The organism is Massiliimalia massiliensis (genome assembly GCF_900155615.1).
Classification (GTDB): Bacteria; Bacillota; Clostridia; order Oscillospirales; family Ruminococcaceae; genus Massiliimalia; species Massiliimalia massiliensis.
The window spans coordinates 249920-266620 of the sequence record NZ_FUHT01000004.1 but is presented as its reverse complement, the minus strand read 5'-3'; the positions used below and the strand labels follow the sequence as shown (position 1 = coordinate 266620).

General features: G+C 47.7%; 17 protein-coding genes. 1 reads left to right on the top strand and 16 read right to left on the bottom strand.

The genetic code is table 11. From position 1 onward, the window contains the following. Positions 1–10 precede the first annotated feature (10 nt). The 8 genes from CZ360_RS09735 to CZ360_RS09700 all read right to left on the bottom strand — a co-directional run bounded on the left by CZ360_RS09735 (position 11) and on the right by CZ360_RS09700 (position 7117). Entirely contained in the window at positions 11–1222 is a 1212-nt protein-coding gene (locus tag CZ360_RS09735; protein WP_077534016.1) for a phosphoglycerate kinase, read from the bottom strand. A 181-nt stretch (positions 1223–1403) separates the two neighbouring features. After that, complete coding sequence (locus CZ360_RS09730) at positions 1404–2276, bottom strand: DegV family protein (RefSeq protein WP_077534015.1); 873 nt, start codon at positions 2274–2276, stop codon at positions 1404–1406. Positions 2277–2308: 32 nt separating this feature from the next. Further along, positions 2309–2803 (bottom strand): tRNA (cytidine(34)-2'-O)-methyltransferase, encoded by a 495-nt coding sequence (locus CZ360_RS09725; protein WP_077534014.1) that lies wholly within the window; start codon positions 2801–2803, stop codon positions 2309–2311. A gap of 232 nt (positions 2804–3035) precedes the next feature. Next, positions 3036–3497, bottom strand: coding sequence for an IS200/IS605 family transposase (gene tnpA / locus CZ360_RS09720; protein WP_077532218.1), 462 nt, complete (start codon positions 3495–3497; stop codon positions 3036–3038). A gap of 189 nt (positions 3498–3686) precedes the next feature. Continuing rightward, positions 3687–4718 carry a DUF4097 family beta strand repeat-containing protein gene (locus tag CZ360_RS09715; RefSeq protein ID WP_077534013.1) on the bottom strand — a complete coding sequence of 344 codons (1032 nt, stop codon included), beginning with the start codon at positions 4716–4718 and terminating at the stop codon, positions 3687–3689. A 5-nt stretch (positions 4719–4723) separates the two neighbouring features. Next, positions 4724–5323: a DUF1700 domain-containing protein gene (locus CZ360_RS09710; protein WP_077534012.1), complete on the bottom strand. Its 600-nt coding sequence runs from the start codon at positions 5321–5323 to the stop codon at positions 4724–4726. Beyond that, positions 5320–5637 (bottom strand): PadR family transcriptional regulator, encoded by a 318-nt coding sequence (locus tag CZ360_RS09705; protein ID WP_077534011.1) that lies wholly within the window; start codon positions 5635–5637, stop codon positions 5320–5322. The genes CZ360_RS09710 and CZ360_RS09705 overlap by 4 nt, the downstream gene beginning before the upstream one ends. A gap of 136 nt (positions 5638–5773) precedes the next feature. Beyond that, positions 5774–7117, bottom strand: a complete 1344-nt coding sequence (locus tag CZ360_RS09700; RefSeq protein ID WP_159438223.1) for a D-alanyl-D-alanine carboxypeptidase family protein — start codon at positions 7115–7117, stop codon at positions 5774–5776. 274 nt (positions 7118–7391) lie between these two features. On the opposite strand from CZ360_RS09700, the gene CZ360_RS09695 reads away from it, so the two are divergent. Next, the gene (locus CZ360_RS09695) at positions 7392–8672 is read left to right on the top strand and encodes an O-acetylhomoserine aminocarboxypropyltransferase/cysteine synthase family protein (RefSeq protein ID WP_077534009.1); all 1281 of its coding nucleotides are present in this window, start codon (positions 7392–7394) and stop codon (positions 8670–8672) included. A 169-nt stretch (positions 8673–8841) separates the two neighbouring features. Here CZ360_RS09695 and CZ360_RS09685 read toward each other — a convergent pair whose 3' ends face one another. The 8 genes from CZ360_RS09685 to truA form a co-directional block, all read right to left on the bottom strand. Further along, on the bottom strand, positions 8842–9396 hold the full coding sequence (locus CZ360_RS09685) for a hypothetical protein (protein ID WP_077534007.1): 555 nt from the start codon (positions 9394–9396) through the stop codon (positions 8842–8844). A gap of 52 nt (positions 9397–9448) precedes the next feature. Further along, entirely contained in the window at positions 9449–10069 is a 621-nt protein-coding gene (locus CZ360_RS09680) for a J domain-containing protein (protein WP_077534006.1), read from the bottom strand. Continuing rightward, positions 10066–11007, bottom strand: a complete 942-nt coding sequence (locus CZ360_RS09675; protein ID WP_077534005.1) for a DUF5685 family protein — start codon at positions 11005–11007, stop codon at positions 10066–10068. The genes CZ360_RS09680 and CZ360_RS09675 overlap by 4 nt, the downstream gene beginning before the upstream one ends. A gap of 92 nt (positions 11008–11099) precedes the next feature. Beyond that, positions 11100–13403 (bottom strand): ATP-dependent Clp protease ATP-binding subunit, encoded by a 2304-nt coding sequence (locus tag CZ360_RS09670; RefSeq protein WP_077534004.1) that lies wholly within the window; start codon positions 13401–13403, stop codon positions 11100–11102. A gap of 31 nt (positions 13404–13434) precedes the next feature. After that, a complete protein-coding gene (locus CZ360_RS09665; protein ID WP_159438222.1) occupies positions 13435–14040 on the bottom strand; it encodes a CDP-alcohol phosphatidyltransferase family protein in 606 nt (201 codons plus the stop codon). A gap of 55 nt (positions 14041–14095) precedes the next feature. Beyond that, positions 14096–14794 (bottom strand): CvpA family protein, encoded by a 699-nt coding sequence (locus CZ360_RS09660; RefSeq protein WP_077534002.1) that lies wholly within the window; start codon positions 14792–14794, stop codon positions 14096–14098. Positions 14795–14816: 22 nt separating this feature from the next. Continuing rightward, complete coding sequence (locus tag CZ360_RS09655) at positions 14817–15944, bottom strand: DUF5711 family protein (protein ID WP_159438221.1); 1128 nt, start codon at positions 15942–15944, stop codon at positions 14817–14819. Continuing rightward, a complete protein-coding gene (gene truA / locus CZ360_RS09650) occupies positions 15928–16692 on the bottom strand; it encodes a tRNA pseudouridine(38-40) synthase TruA (RefSeq protein WP_077534000.1) in 765 nt (254 codons plus the stop codon). Before truA ends, CZ360_RS09655 begins: the two co-directional genes overlap by 17 nt. Positions 16693–16701: the final 9 nt, after the last annotated feature.

Here is a 16701-nt window from a genome sequence, read left to right as displayed (position 1 = left end):
GTTTTCGGACTTATTTATCGCTTACGCATTCAATACCCGGCAAAGCTTTGCCTTCCAGAAATTCCAGGGAAGCTCCGCCGCCAGTAGAAATGTGCGTCATCTTGTCGCCAAAGCCCAGGGTGTTGACCGCTGCCGCAGAGTCGCCGCCGCCGATAATGGTGACCGCATCTGTTTCAGCTAACGCTTTTGCAACCGCAATGGTTCCTTCCGCCAAGGTCGGATTTTCAAATACGCCCATCGGCCCGTTCCAAACGACTGTTTTCGCAGCTTTTACAGCATCTGCAAACGCTTCTCTGGTTTTCGGCCCAATATCAACGCCCATCATTTCCGGATCCATTTCTGCATCGTTGCAAACCTTAGTTTCAACAGGTGCGTCAATCGGGTTCGGGAAATCCTTAATCATAACATTATCAATCGGAAGCAGAATTTTTACACCCTTCTCATCTGCTTTTTTCAGCATATCCTTGCAGTAATCGATTTTAGTATCGTCAACAAGAGACTTTCCAACGTTGTAGCCTTTCGCTTTCAAGAAGGTAAACGCCATACCGCCGCCAATAATCAGGGTATCCGCCTTGTTCAGCAGGTTTTCGATTACATTTAATTTATCGGCAACCTTTGCACCACCCAGGATGGTAACAAACGGCCTTGCAGGATCTTCTACCGCATTACCGAGATATTGGAGCTCTTTTCCCATCAGATAGCCCACACATGCTTCGTCAACAAAGGAAGCCACACCGACAGTAGAGCAGTGTGCCCTGTGCGCGGTGCCAAATGCATCGTTTACAAACACATCGCAGAGGCTCGCCAGCTCTTTGCTGAAAGCTTCCCCGTTTTTGGTTTCTTCTGCGCGGTATCTGGTATTCTGAAGCAGAACCACGTCGCCGTCCTTCATAGCGGCAACAGCGGCTTTTGCATTTTCACCCACAACATTGTCATCTGCAGCAAATACAACTTCTTTGCCAAGCAGCTCGGAAAGGCGCTTTGCAACCGGCGCCAAAGACAGTTCCGGTTTTGGTTCCCCTTTCGGTTTCCCAAGGTGGGAGCACAGGATTACCTTTGCACCGTCAGCAATCAGTTTCTTGATTGTCGGCAGGGCTGCGACAATTCTGTTTTCATCTGTGATCACGCCGTTTTTCAGCGGAACGTTAAAATCGCAGCGGGCCAAAACTCTTTTGCCCTTAAAGTTAATGTCATCAACCGTCTTTTTGTTTAAAGAAGCCATTTGTTTCATCCTTTCAAACGATAAAAAATTACTTTTTTATACCTTCTTGTCAACCAATTTATCTTGGTTAAACTTCTAACAAACTACCATCATTTTACACTAAAACAGCATTTTTTGCAAGTAGAATGTTTGCCCTATGCCACCATACAGTTTGGGCAATTTGTCAACGAAACATTCAACCCTAATGCTTCTGAGAGCCTTTTACAGCAACCGCAACCAAATTCGCGCCGATGTTGATGGAGATGGTAGCTCCGATCTGGACGATATCTGCCGCCGGATAGCCAACCGCCTTTTCCAGTTCTTTGATCAGCTTGTCCCGTTCCGGTATATTGTTGCCATATAGTACAAGGTACGGTGTTTTCGGAACCATGTGTTCCTTTGCCATTTTAACCAGTGTCGGAACCACCGCTTTGTCTCCCCGCACCTTGGCAGGCGTAGCGTTTTCGCCGTCAATAAAGGTAATAACCGGTTTCAGACCCAGCAGCTCTCCGACAAATGCGGCCGTACTGCTCACCCGTCCTGATTTTTTCGCAAAGTCAAGCGCATAGGCTGTCGCATAGATTTCCACGCTGTTGAACCAATCCTCCAGATAGGCAAGGATTTCATTTACATGTGTTCCCCTCTGCGCCTTTTTTGCCGCTTCCACCACTGCATAGCCATAAGCATAGGAATAGGTTTTGGAATCGAGCACATGGACACGGTAATCAATTCCGGGATGAGCCTCCTCAAAGCTTTTCTTCGCCATCAAAGCAGAATTGAAGGTATTGGAGCCATTCGAGTTGATACAAATATAAATTAAATCCTGATATCCCATTTTCCAGAATTCTTCAAACCGTTCCTCAAAGATCATCTGGGTAATCTGCGCATGGGTAGGGATTTTGGGTTCGCTGTACAGCCGGGTATAGAATTCATCATGATCCGGGAAATCAACCCGTTCATAGTACGTTTCATTTCCCATCGTAAGCGGAAAGCCCAAAATTTCGATATCATAATCCGCCTCATATTGAATAGGGATATCCGATGCGGAATCGGTCATGATTTTTACTGATGCCATCTTCTTCTCATACCTTTCTTTTCATTACATAATTACCACTCAAACCGGGTTAACTGTCCCTTTACCTTCAGCTCCGGGAAACCCCATTGCCTAAGCACCTCATATGCGGCCAGCGCAACCGTATTGGACAGATTGAGGCTGCGTGCATCCCGGATCATGGGGACGCGCACCGCTGTTTCCGGATTCTGATACAAAAGCTCCTCCGGCAGGCCGGCGTCCTCCCTGCCAAAAAACAGATAAACCTTGTCCGGATATATAACGTCCGAATAGATATGCTGTCCTTTGGTGGTGAAGTAATAATACACCCCATCATTTCCCGCAAAAAAATCATCAAGGCTTTCATAGTAGGTGATATCCAGCAGGTACCAGTAATCCAGGCCAGCGCGCTTCAGCTTCCTGTCATCTATCTGAAATCCCATCGGCTTGACAATATGAAGCCGCGCCCCAGTCGCAGCACAGGTGCGTGCAATATTCCCGGTATTCTGCGGAATCTGTGGTTCTACCAAAACAATGTTTAGCTGTTTCATCTTTTTGCCCCTGCTTTTCTATTCCTCATTTTATCATTTTAGCAAAATATAAGGAAAAACACAATAGGTTACTTTCTAAAGATATTGTAAACAATCATAACCACCCGTCAAACGGGTGGTTTGCTCGCCCCTATAAGGGGCAGATACCGACCAGCGCCTAAAGACGCTGGCTTTCTCTTTGTTCAAGCCTATTGCCTTTGCCGCTTTTGCCGCCCCTTAAAGGGCGTTCGTACTACCTGCTACCCTTAAAAGGGTCTTCATACTCTTTTACACTCAATTTATCCAGTGCTATATCGTGCTTTTCCTGTTCCTCTATGTATTTCCGTATGGTTGCCTCATTGAGTCCTACTGTACTTACATAGTACCCCTCTGCCCAGAAATGTCTGTTCCCATACTTATACTTTAGATTTGCATGTTTATCAAACATCATCAACGCACTTTTTCCTTTCAAGTATCCCATGAAACTTGACACACTTATTTTTGGTGGTATACTTAAAAGCAGATGTACATGGTCAGGCATCATATTTCCTTCCAGTATTTCTACTCCTTTGTATTTACACAGTGTTCTTATGATTTTCTGCAAATCCACTCTATACTGTCCGTATATCGCTTTTCTTCGGTATTTCGGTATGAACACTATGTGGTACTTACACATCCATTTTGTGTGTGATAAACTGTTTGTTTTATTTGCCATTAAAATCACCTTTCTTTTTTTGCAATAAGCTTGAACATCTTATTGTACCACGAAAGGTGATTTTTTTGGTTTAACCTTTTGTTTCCCACCCGCATAGCGGGTGGTTTTCTGTTTCGTGCCGCTGGCACTCAACCGTCTAAAGACACTAATCAAAGGAAAGGAGAGACAGTCTGCCTCTCCTTTCCTTTTTTATTCTGTAAATTCAATGTCAATGTCACCGCAGTCCGCTTTAATCTCCATCTGATTTTCACCGTTGTTTTTCACTTCCTGAAATTTGTCTCCATCAACTGAAATGTCTCCCAGGTCCGTATCCAGTGATAACTGGTAATCGCTGCGCTTGCCGGTGATGCTGAATTGCGCGTCCCCGAGATCAACCTCTGCTTGAATCTTACCGGTAATCCTGCCAGCGAGCTCTACAGAGCCAGCCGAGCTTTTTAGCGTAAGGCCGTGCACAGTCAGACTCTCTGCTGTGATATCCCCCAGGTCATTCTGCAGTGACAGGATGCCCTCGCTCCAGCTGCAATCCTCCAATTCAATGTCTCCTGCGTTGCAGATCATAGATTCTACCCGTCTGCCGGAAACAGAAGTAAGCGTGAGGTCGCCCAAATCCATATCGCAGCTCAAAACTTGGATCTCACTTTTTTCAATTGCCGCTTCTCCCGAATTGTTGTCGAGCTCCAGCTTTTCCGCTGTAACTCCGGATAGCTCCGTATTCCCTAATCCCGCATATAGTGAAATCTCCCCGGCAGTCAAATTTTCCAGGCGGGTATCGCCGCAGTCGTTCTGCACAGAAAGCTGATCCAGTTTCGTCCCCTTCGGAACAGATACAATCACAGAAGCCGTCCTATTCCCCAAAAAGCCAATCTGGAGCTGGAACGGGCTGTTCTGAGCTGCCGATTCGATTTTAAGGGATTTGTCTTCCAGGGTATAGTCTATCCTCTGATTTTCATGATAATAGATAATTTCCACACCGTAGGAATCCGCTTCCTTTACTTGGACGTCGGCCAGACTCGTATCGATCATAAGATTCTGAAATGCTTCCAGGTCAAGATCCTTCACTACCTGTTTCTCTTCATTTTGTTTTCCAACAGTCACAAATCTGTCATTCTCCCATACCAGCCCTGTAGCCGCGCCAAACACATATCCGATCGTTACCAGGATTATCCCGATTCCAATTAGACTCAGGGCAATTGACAATATTATTTTTGCTGTTCTTTTCATACGGTTCACTCTCCTTCCAGTCCATTCGGCGCTTTACGGTGCCGGTTCAGAAAACGCCCTAACGCACGTCCAATTCCCGAAACGGAAATCCTGCCGAGCCAGACGGAAAACAAGCCGATTAATAATCCCAGCCCGACTGCAAAAACCCCAATTCCGACAAAAAACACAGCAGATGCAGGAGAGGCAACAAGAACCCAGCAGCCCGCGATAATCACCGCGATCCCTCCCAGTACTGCGCCAAGTCCTGCGGCACAAAGCGCCACCATGACCGAGACCGCCGCAATTACCAGCACCAGCGCGACTGCTGCAATGGCAACCGCAAGCGGCAGCGCAATCGGAGAGGCAAAAATAGCCAAGATTATCAGCCACACCTTGGAAAGCCCCTGTTTCGTCGACTTAGCCGGTTTTTGAAGTCCCTTGACAGCATAGTCGCCCAAAATCTGGGCTGCAACCTCTTTCGGTGTTCCCAGCGCATGGATAGCCTGCTCATTCCCCTGAGCATCCTCCAGATATTCCTCGTAATAGCGCATAGCCTCCTCTCGTTCTTCGATCGGGATACGCTCCAGCTCCCGCCACAACTCATATAAAAACTGTTTCTGATTCATTCTCCGATCCCTCCTGCTAACATTAAGTCCCCCTTCTGCTTATAGTCCGTCCATTCCTGCTTTGCCTGCCCCAGTTGGACCCGGCCCGCCTCTGTAATATGGTAATAGCGGCGGTTTCGGCCCTGAAAAGGCTGGTCATAGGTTTCCAGGCAGCCGTTCTTCTGAAGTCTTCTTAGCACAGGATAAAGCGTTGATTCTGATATCTCCATAATCTGCTTTACACTTTGCGTCAGCACATAGCCGTAGGTGTCTCCCTTTTCCAAAACAGCCAGGACACAGGAATCCAACAGCGCCGCACCCAGTTGGAATGTCATCCTCTCACTCCCATCAATTTATATCTTTGACAATATTATATATTGTATAATATTGTTTGTCAACAAAAACCTGCAATTTTTTCTTTTCCCGGGTTTCTGCCCCAAGTCAGTAAAAAATTGCAGGCTCATCCTTTGCTTATTTCAGCCTGTTCCGGCTTTTTCGGCGTTTGCGTTTTTTGTAATTATAGGAAATGGAAAATACGATATAAAGGAATACCAGGACGGCCAAAACAACCAGCCCAACCTTAACCCATTTATTCTCAAAGAACCTCTGTGCTTCATACAGGATATATTTGAGAGTACTCCGTTCTACGTCATTTGCCGCGATCAGGTTGACTGTCGCCAGCGTTTCCCCGTCAATTTTCAGCTCCATTGTCCCGACCTTGTCACCCTTTTTAATCGGCGCGAGCACCTCGTCGTTCAAATGCGGAACTTTTTCCAGCGCTTCATTTAAGTCCAGGTCATTCGGCAGAAAGGACAGGACATCCTCACCCGGCAAGGCCATCACATAGTTGTTGCCGGAGGATAGCTCCACCGGTACCTCTGCAATATATTCCTCCAGATCCACAATGGAGCGCATGCTGAAATCATTGAACACCCAATTGTAAAGCTTTCCGCTGTCCTTGGTCGTTCCATTCAGGCGATTTCCTTCCGAATCCCTGGTCGGCGCGCCAAGTACGGACAGCAGGTAGGTATTTCCATCCTTCTGCGCCATTGTCACCAGATTCTGGATGCCGGAGGAGGACGCCGTTCCCGTTTTAATCCCTTTGACATACTGATTATAATAGACAGACTTATCATTCATCATTGCGTTGGTATGAGTCCAGTAACGGGTAGAGTCGTTCTCGCCCCGTTTGTTGGTCGGCGGGAGCTCATAGTAGTAGGTGGTCGCAATCTCCTCAAATTTTGGAAGGGAGAGCGCATATTTGGTGATCAAATACATATCATATGCAGTCGTAAAAGAATCCCCGTCGTTCAAGCCATGCGGATCGGCGAAAACCGTATCGTTTGCCCCGATCTGTTTCGCTTTGTCGTTCATCATTTTGACAAAGGCGTCCGTATCCTCTTCGCAGAAATAATAGGCAATGGTTCCAGCCGCGTCGCAGCCGGATTTCAGCATCAGTCCATAGAGCAGGTCCAGCATTGTCATTTCCTCTCCGGCGCTCATCCCGCAGTTGGAGGCATTGCGGCCATAGAGGTCGTCAAAGACAAAAACCGGAGCAGTTACCTTGGTACTCAGATCGCTGCAGTTTTCCAGCGCGATAATCGCCGTCATGATTTTTGTCAGGGACGCCGGACAGAACTGCTTATGTTCATTCTTGGCATAGATCACCGTATCGGTATCCAGATTCACAAGATAGGCGCCTTCGCTGGAAATTTCAAAATCCGGCGTAAAGGTCAGCGCCTGGGCGGGAAGGGCAAAAAATGAAATAGAGATTGTTATGGCCAGCAAGAATGCTGTGACGCGTTTTTTTAACATCGAATCATTGTCTTCCTTTCTTTTTGAATCTGTATGGGAACGTGCCGTGCCCCACTCGATTTGTGCTTTAAAATTCATTTGGCCTGTTAACCAGCCAATCGGGCCAAAGCCGCCCGGAATTGCTTTTTATTATAACATAATTTCAATGGAAAACCTATTACTATTTTATGACATGCTACAGTTTTTTACACGCCGGTCTGATTTGCGTTTGTTTTTTCCCTGCAATACTGCTATAATTAATTTGAAATACTGATCAAATAAAGGAGCGGTCACCATGAGCCAATATAAATTTGACACAAAAATGGTTCATTCCGGTTATCAGGTTGAACCAACTACGAAATCAGTTACACCGCCGTTGTATCTGACCAATGCCTATCAATTTGACGATTCACAGTTCGCGCAGGAACTGTTTGAGTTAAAGCAGGGCGGCAATATCTATACCCGCCTGCAAAATCCAACCAACGACATTCTGGAAGCGCGGGTCGCAGACCTTGACGGCGGCGTAGGCGCGCTGTCCTTTGCTTCCGGACATGCCGCAATTTTTAACACCATGATAAACCTTGCCAGCGAGGGAGATGAGGTCGTCGCCTCCAACGCTATTTACGGTGGTGCGATCAATATGCTCGGCGTGACCCTCAAACGCCTTGGGATTACTGTAAAATTTGTTGACCCGGATGACCTGAATGCCTGGGAAGCCAACATCAGTGAAAAAACACGCGCGCTGTTTTTTGAAGTGGTCGGCAACCCAAACGCAAATGTAGCGGATATTGAAGCAATCTGTAAAATCGGGCGCCGTCATGGAATCCCGGTCATTGCAGATTCCACCTTTACAACTCCGTATCTCTGCCGTCCGATTGAATTCGGCGCTGATTTTGTCATCCACTCCGCCACCAAATTCCTGGGCGGACATTCTACTGTGATGGGCGGTATTGTCGTGGATTCCGGAAATTTTGTTTTCAAGGGAAATGAACGTTTCCCGCTCTATAACGAGCCGGATCAGAGCTACCACGGAATCGTATTCGCCGATCTCGGTCCGACGGCCTTTATCAGCCGCCTGCGAGCCCTGATCACCCGCGACCTTGGCGCCTGCCTTTCCCCATTCAACGCGTTCATGCTTTTGCAGGGGATCGAAACCCTGTCCCTCAGGATGCAGCGGCACTGTGAGAATGCGGATAAGGTGGTCGCGTTCCTGGCCTCCAATGATTCCGTATCCTTCATCAACTATCCGTCCCTGCCGGACAGCCCATATAAAGCATTGGCAGATAAATACCTTCCTAACGGTGTCGGTTCTGTTTTCACATTTGGTTTAAAGGGCGGCAAGGAAACCGGGCGGAAATTTATTGACAGCCTGCAGCTTTTAAAGCATGTTGCAAACGTTGGAGATGTCCGTTCCCTGGTGATCCATCCCGCTACTACCACCCATAGCCAGCTTTCGGCTGAACAGCTAAAGGCCGCCGGGATCAGCGAGGAAACTGTCCGCCTCTCGATTGGCTTAGAGGACACCGAGGATATTATTGCCGATCTTGACCAGGCCATAAAAAAAGCCGTTAAATAGACTATCAATCATTAAAATAAAAGCTGGGAGCGAATCTGCTCCCAGCTTTTTCAGATTCTGACAAACCGTTGTTTTTCCAACGCCCATCGTTCCGTTAATCATAATCAGCCGTTTCATCTTTCCTCCATCAATAAGAAAAGGGAAGCAGCTCTGCTTCCCGGATTTTATGTTAATGTAAGCGCCTGAGATATTTCGGCTTGATTTGGTATATATAAAGTGAAACCAGCCGGGTTACAGCGATATCATAGATCAGGAAAACCGCGTTGCCAAGCAGAAGCAGAATCCAGATTCCAAGCTTAAATACTGCAAAGTCCTCCATGATCTCCGTCATACCCAGTACATAAATCATAAACGCATACGAGACAATCGCCGCCGCGTTAAAGAGGGCAAATTTCAACACCCATTGCACCGGCTTCGCCCATGGAACAGCCTTTGTCCGCAGCGTCTCAATCTTCCCTTTCACAATCGGGTAATAACCGAGGAAAGCAATAAACAGCACCACTGCTTCTTTATTTGGAGTAATTACAATAGACAGCAGGGCGACTGCAGCAAACGCAATCAACGCAGCCTTGAATCCAAATTCGATTACCAGCACAACCAGAAAAACCCCTGAAACAGCCGGCAGGGCATATTCGGCAAAGGGGAAAACCCCCGTGAAAAACATCGCGACCAAGCTCAATGCCGATATGATTCCACCATATGCAATCCGCGTGCTCCTCTTCATTTTAAGCCCTCTGCTTTGCCAGAAACAAAGCTTCCTTTCACAACAATTGATACTAACAGCAAGAAATCAAATCGCCGCCCATACATTCACAGCAACAATCCGCACAGATCAGCCCGCTGCACATATCACAAGCAGAACAGCCGCCTGTATTCTGGGTTGTCTGATATGGGTTTGGATTGTTGCCGTATCCTGTGCCGAAGTTTCCTTGTTTCTGCCACATAATCCGGTTCATTGCCGCGCGGTATTCAGGATTATTCGGATTCATCCGGCAGGCAGTTGAGAAATGGTTGGCGGCATCCTCCAGCCATCCGCGGGAGAAATAAACACTTCCCTTTAAGAAATACCATTCCGCATCCCGCATATTTACCGGGATACCATCCAACAGTTCCTCCGCTTCCACCAGACGGTTTTGCTGAATCATCCGCCTGATATCAGACAAATTGGATGAAGCAGAGGTTCCGGCCGCGCTTTGTCCGCCTCTGGCCCGGCGCTCGTTCATAATGGTATCAAACGCCTGGTTCACCTCGGCCATCTTTTCTTCAGCCACTTCTTTTAATGGGCTTTCCGAATAGTTGTCTGGATGATATTTTTTTGCCAAGCTGCGGTAGGCGCTTTTCACCTCTTCATCACTGGCGGATGGGTTTACGCCCAACACATCATAAGGATTTGTCATACTGTAATTTCCTTCCCATTGGTTTCAATTTCTGTCTGATCTGCGGCGTTCGGCTTGGATGTTCCTTTTTCCAGTACAGCCTTCAGGCTCTGATGTAAACCAAGATAAATCAGATTGTCTAAAATTGTTTTATACCGCTTCAAATCAAGCAGTTCGTAGGCAGCCGCGATCTGACCGACCGTCAGATTCAACACGCCCTGTGCATAAGTACGGATTTCACTCAGTTGCTCTGTTCCGTCTTTTTGAGCCTTTCGATAAAGGATATTGTAGCTCCCTGTCTTGATATCGTCCGCCAGGTCGTCCAGCGCGTCAATCAGATATACATAGCGCCCTACCAGATATCCGAGCCGTGAAAGAACGCGCCGCTGCGCGTGGTGCTCCGAAAGCCGCTCAAAAATCTGTGACAGCGCTTTCGCCGTAGGTTCAGCCGCCCGGTCGATGCTGTCCGAGTCGCTGTGCTCTACCTCATACTGCTCCTGCATACATGTACCGACGATCTCCTCCAGCTCCGGATGAAGCTTTTTAGCGCGTTTTCTAGCCGCAGCAGCAAAGGGTAAAAGCAGATATGCCTTGATCCTGCCGCCGATTCCGCTATCCTGGATATTATCCTTTAATTTATAATAGAACATAATCATCGCGGCAGAAGCGCTCAGCGTCAGATCGCCGCAGGGCACCATGCACGGCTTTTTTTTCAGTGGGTTCGCCACGCATTTTTCCATACGAAAGCCGCCGCATTTGTCGGATAAAGAGAGGGAAACCATGGATAAAAAGGTGAAATCATAGCTCAAGGTCAATCGCGCAAAAGGACCATAAACCTTGCCAAGCTGTTTGCACAAGCCGCAATAAACCGCTTTATAGGTATCGAATTCCTTCATTTTCATCTCAGGCTTATACGGCTTGATATATCCAAACAATTCCTGTCCTCCCTCTTTCTCCATGATTATACGCATCTTTTATCTTACTTGAAACAAGCAGGAAAATCATGACAAAACTGTAAAAAAACTGAGCTAATCTGATAAATTCTACCGTTTTAGGAAAGACTCTCTGTCTGCAGTGTGATTTTTCCAGCCTCAGCAGTTAAAGCCAAAAGCTGCGGCGGATTTTCATACTGCTCAATGAGAAGGTTTGCGATCTTATCTTCCACATCCCGGCGGATTACTTTGCGCAAATCCCTTGCCGCATATTTCCCGCCTTCCGCCAGGGCAGTGATTGCTTCCAGCGCTTTGGCGTCATAAGCGAAACGGATTCCCTTATCATTGAGCGGTTCTTTCAGTTCATCCAGCATCAGGCCGGTAATCTTCATCAGGTCGTCCTGGGTCAGCGTGTTAAAGACGATTACCTCGTCCACTCTGCCCAAAAATTCAGGACGTAGAAATTCACCAAGCGCTTTCAATGCCTTTTCCTTTGCCAGCTCACCTACAGTCCGGTTAAACCCGACGATCCCTCCCTTTTCAGAAGAGCCTGCGTTCGAGGTCATCGCGACGACTGTATTTTCAAAGCTCACCGTTCTTCCCTGGGCGTCAGTCACCCGGCCTTCATCCAAAATCTGAAGCAAAATGTTCAGAACATCAGGATGTGCCTTTTCGATTTCATCGAATAAAATTACGGAATACGGTTTTCTCCTGACCTTTTCAGTCAGTTGCCCGGCTTCATCATATCCTACATAGCCCGGAGGCGAACCGATCAGTTTTGAGACAGAATGCTTCTCCATATATTCGGTCATATCCAATCGAATGAGAGGCTCGACCGAATCGAATAATTCTTCGGATAAAACTTTCACCAGTTGGGTTTTCCCTACACCGGTCGGTCCAACAAAGATAAAGGAAGCCGGACGTTTTACTTTGGATAGCTGTACACGGCTGCGGCGGATTGCGTTTGCAACTTCGTGAATTGCTTCGTCCTGCCCTATTATCTTTGCCCTTAAACGGTCGTCTAATGATGCCAATTTCTTGTATTCATTCTCCTGGATTTTTGCTGCCGGAATTCCCGTCCATAACTCAATCACCCGTGCAATATCCGAAACCTCAACCTGGATATTGGCGATACGCGGTTCGATTTCCTTGAGCTTTTCCTTTACAACAATCAAGTCCGCCCTTGTTTTGGCAATTTTTTCATAATCCATTGCCTCCGGGTCAGCTTCCAGCTCCTCCAGCCGATCATTAAGCTCCTTCAGCTGCCGATTGAGCTTTTCATAATCAGTCAAATCCGCATTGCGGATCGAACAGCAGGAACACGCCTCATCCAGCAGGTCAATCGCCTTATCCGGCAGGTAACGGTCGGTGATATAGCGCTCCGACATGGTGACAGCCAGATGCGCAATATAATCGGACACCTTCACCTTGTGGTGCGCTTCATAGTATTTTTTTACCCCCAGCAAGACCCTGAGCGTATCCTCCATGCTTGGCTCCTGCACCTTCACAGGCTGGAAACGGCGCTCCAGTGCGGAATCCTTTTCAATGTTTTTCCGGTATTCGTTAAAGGTGGTCGCGCCGATTACCTGGATTTCCCCGCGGGAAAGCGCCGGCTTTAAAATATTCGCGGCGCTCATCGAGCCCTCAGAGTCCCCAGTTCCAACAATGGTGTGCACCTCGTCAATAAACAGGATGATATTTCCGGCCTTTCTCACCTCGTCAATCAGACCCTTGACCCGGCTTTCAAACTGACCCCGGAACTGCGTCCCGGCAACCAGCGCGGTCATATCAAGCAGATATAATTCTTTATCCTGCAAACGGAACGGGACGTCGCCCCTTACAATCCGCTGGGCAATTCCCTCTGCAATCGCTGTTTTTCCAACGCCCGGTTCCCCAATCAGGCAGGGGTTGTTTTTAGTCCGGCGGCTCAGGATCTGGATCACACGGTAAATCTCGCTGTCCCGTCCGATCACCTCGTCAAGCTCGCCCCGCTCCGCCCTTGCCGTCAGGTTGGTACAATAAGCTGTTAAAAATTTCCGTTTTGCCTCTTTATTCTTGCTGTTCCGGCGTTTTGGAGTACCGCCGGCCTTCTCCGCTTCTTCCGAAACCGATACGATTTCGTGCGGTTCTTTTTCTATTTCATCAGATTGCGGCTGGTTCGAAAACATGTTCTGCAAAAAAGGCGGCATTGTATCCATCCCGCCCATTTCAAAGGAGTCCCCATCCATGAGATCCATCATCTGGTCGCTCATCTGTTCAATATCTTCGTCTGTCAGGCCCATCTGCTCCATCAAGGAATCCACCTGCGGAATTCCCATTTCCTTGGCGCATTTTAAGCACAGGCCTTCATTGACAGTCTTATCCCCTTCCATTTTTGAAATGAACAACACTGCCATTCTTTTTTTACATCTGCTGCAAATCATTCGTTCTTTCTCCTTGAATCAATCTGTTGTCTTACGATTGACGTCCTTTGTCGTCCTGCTTTTCTACCGAAGCCTTCCATATTTCTTTACATGTCACCTGTCCGCCGGTCTCCTTCTTCTTCAGCTTAAAGAATTCTGGTATATAGAGGATAAAAGCCAGCGCGGCAAAAATCAGCATAATCCACACAAGCAATCCCAATGTAGAAGATGGAATTCTGGCATTCCACACCGCATAGATCATTACAATATAGAATACAACGGTGGAAACCTTGCCAAACCATCTGGAAGAGGGCAGCTTGTGGCCGTCCCGCAGCAGGCGGTATCCTGCTATTAACATTATAAACTCTTTTATCACCAGGAGGCATAGAATAATTATAAATTCTTTATGTCTAATTGCTAAACAAATGCAGACTGAAAGCTGCGTCAGCTTGTCAGCCAGCGGATCCAGGATTTTGCCAAGCTGGGTAATCTGATTGTATTTTCTGGCGATAAAGCCGTCCAAAAAGTCAGTGATTCCTGATACCAGCAGCACCAGCGCCGCAGTCCAGCTATACTCGGGCGCTGCAAAAAATAATACTGCAAAAACCGGTACCAGGATCAACCGGCCCAAGGAGAGAATGTTTGGGATACTCATCATTTTGTCTCCACTTCTGAAGCAACCGCTTCCTTTTCTTTTCATATTTCTTTATCTATTAGCTTAAACGGAAAAATGGCATCCATCCGTTTAACCATCCAAAAATATAGGTTTTTTCTGCAATTTCAGCACCATTTGGCACACAGAGCAAAACCAAACTGACAACCAGCACCAGCAGGAATCCCACTACCGCCGCCTGTACAATTCCGATCAGCCCGCCGGCCAGGTGATTAAGCCCGCTTACAATCGGAACATAATCCACAACCCCACTGATATAGGCGATTTTGCGCACCAGAAAACAGCACACAAAAAATAAAACAAAAAACAGGACGATACCCGCAATTCCGGAAACAATCGGCAAAAGGACATAGTCGGTAATCCCTCCGGCAGCGTTCTGTGCAGCTGATTCTGCTGATGAGGAAATTTTTTCCGCCAATTCCTCTGCCGACCCAAAATGGTTCATCCAATTTTGAAGCAGAACCGGCGCCCGGCTATACATCGCCTCAACTGATTCAGTCAGTGAGCCGGTTTCTGTTCCGATTTTTCCTGCAGTGTATTCCACCAGCGGCGTCCTGCACCAGCCGGTAATCAGCTCTCCCAGCCACTTTCCCACGACGGAAGCGATCACCGCGGAAGCCAGGTACCCCACCGCATAAATCGCCGTACGGATAAAGCCCCGCCGGTAACCCAGCCAAACCATCAGAGCCGCCGATAAAACAATTACAGCATCAATAATAATTGGTAATAAATTGGTCATCTGTTCCCTCTCTGTTCCAAATTTACGATAATTCCTCCAGCCGGTCGTCGGACAACCCAAAAATTTGTCCGTTCAGTACAGCCAGATATTTGCTTTCATTTTTGTTTTGATAGGAATCCAGCTTTTCCAATTCCTCGGAGTATACTAACACGTCCGACTTAGTCATGGCATAAATCCGGTTATCTGTACAGGTCAGTCCTACCGCTCGCTCGGAGGTAGTGACCGAAGCCGCCTGTTTTCCGTCAAGGTCAACACAGACAAGGTCGGTTGCATTAGGATCGGTTGCGTTGATAACCCCGACTACCACCTTGTCCTTTTGGGATTGATCCAGCAGGGAAAGCGTTCCCGGATAGGAATAGGAACCGAGCTTTTCCCCCTCCCTATTGAGCATCAGGATCTCCTGCTCACAGGCCAAAACAATCACCCCGTCATCCTTCACCGACAAGGAAACAATCATTGAAGTCTGGTATTCCTTTTTAAATACTTCCTTCTCCTGGTTGAAGAAAATTTTATAAACCACACTGGCAAAGGAGCTTCCGTTGGTCGTCTGGGCTGCAATCACACAGCTCTCCTTGCTGGAAAAGTCCAGTGCCATGATATATTCGTTCATATAATAGGTGCAGACCGGTTCATCCAAATTGCTGTTGTAAACGCTCAGTCCGCTAGTGTAGCTGCTGTCCGCATAAGCGACCGCTACCATCCCGTCCTCCTGCACCTGTGCAAATAGAATCGAGTTTTTCAGTTTCAGCGTCTTAGCTGTGCCGTTTTTGGTATCCAGCCGGAGCGTATAGCCTCCATGGTCATAGGTCAGGGCATATTTTCCGGCTGTCTGTGTCACCGGCTTTGAAAAGCCATGCACCACGCTGTTTTGCCTCTGCGCAAGCTTGGAGTAAAAATTAACTACGCCTTCAGTCGTCACGACCAGACTGTCTTCCGTCGTCTTGAGCGAAATCGGGGATTCCCCCTTCAAATTGATCGGAAACTCCGCCGCTTCCTCCTTCTGAGCCGCTTCGCTGTCCATCCATTCCTTCACCAGCAGTCCTGCGGCAACCACCAGAATCACAATCAGAAATCCCGTCAGGAATTTCCTATACCGCTTTTTCTTGATTTTTTTCTTACGAAATGCCTCAACATCATATGCTTTTCCCAAACCATTCATCTCCATATTCTACGCGATTGAGGTACAAGCCCTCTGGTTTGGCGGTACGTCCCGCCCGTGTTCGGTCTTTGCTCAAAATGATATCCCGAACCGAATCCGGTGGGATTTTCCCTTCGTTGATTTCCAGCAGGGTGCCGGCCATAATCCGCACCATGTGGTATAAAAAGCCGTTCCCCGATATCCTGAAACAGACCAGATGTTCCCCTTTCCGGTAAACAGATGCTTTGTAAACCGTCCGGGTCGTTTCAATTTCTTTTCCGCCTGCCGCACAGAACGCCTTAAAATCATATGTCCCCACAAAACCCTGTGCCGCCTGATGCATCAATTCGACATCCATCGGATATTTATATTCGCAGGCAAGCCCTTCTAAAAACGGATTCTTAATCTCTGAATTCCAGAGCTGATAAAGGTATTCTTTCTCCCTGCACTGGTATCTGGCATGGAATTCCATTGGCACCTGCCGGCAGCTTTTTACCGCAATATCGCCGGGCAGAGCATGGTTTAATGCAACCGGAAACCGGTTCTCTGGGATCAGGCTTTCCGTTTTCATATTAAAGTAAAAGGAATTCGCATGTACGCCGGTATCCGTCCGGGAACATCCGGTGATCGGTTCCCGGCTTCCAACAACCGACTCAATCGCATCCTGGAGCACCTGCGCCACCGATACGGCATTTTGCTGTACCTGGTAGCCGTGGTAATTTGTCCCGCGGTATGCGATCTCAAACAACAGGTTTCTCATGTAACTCCC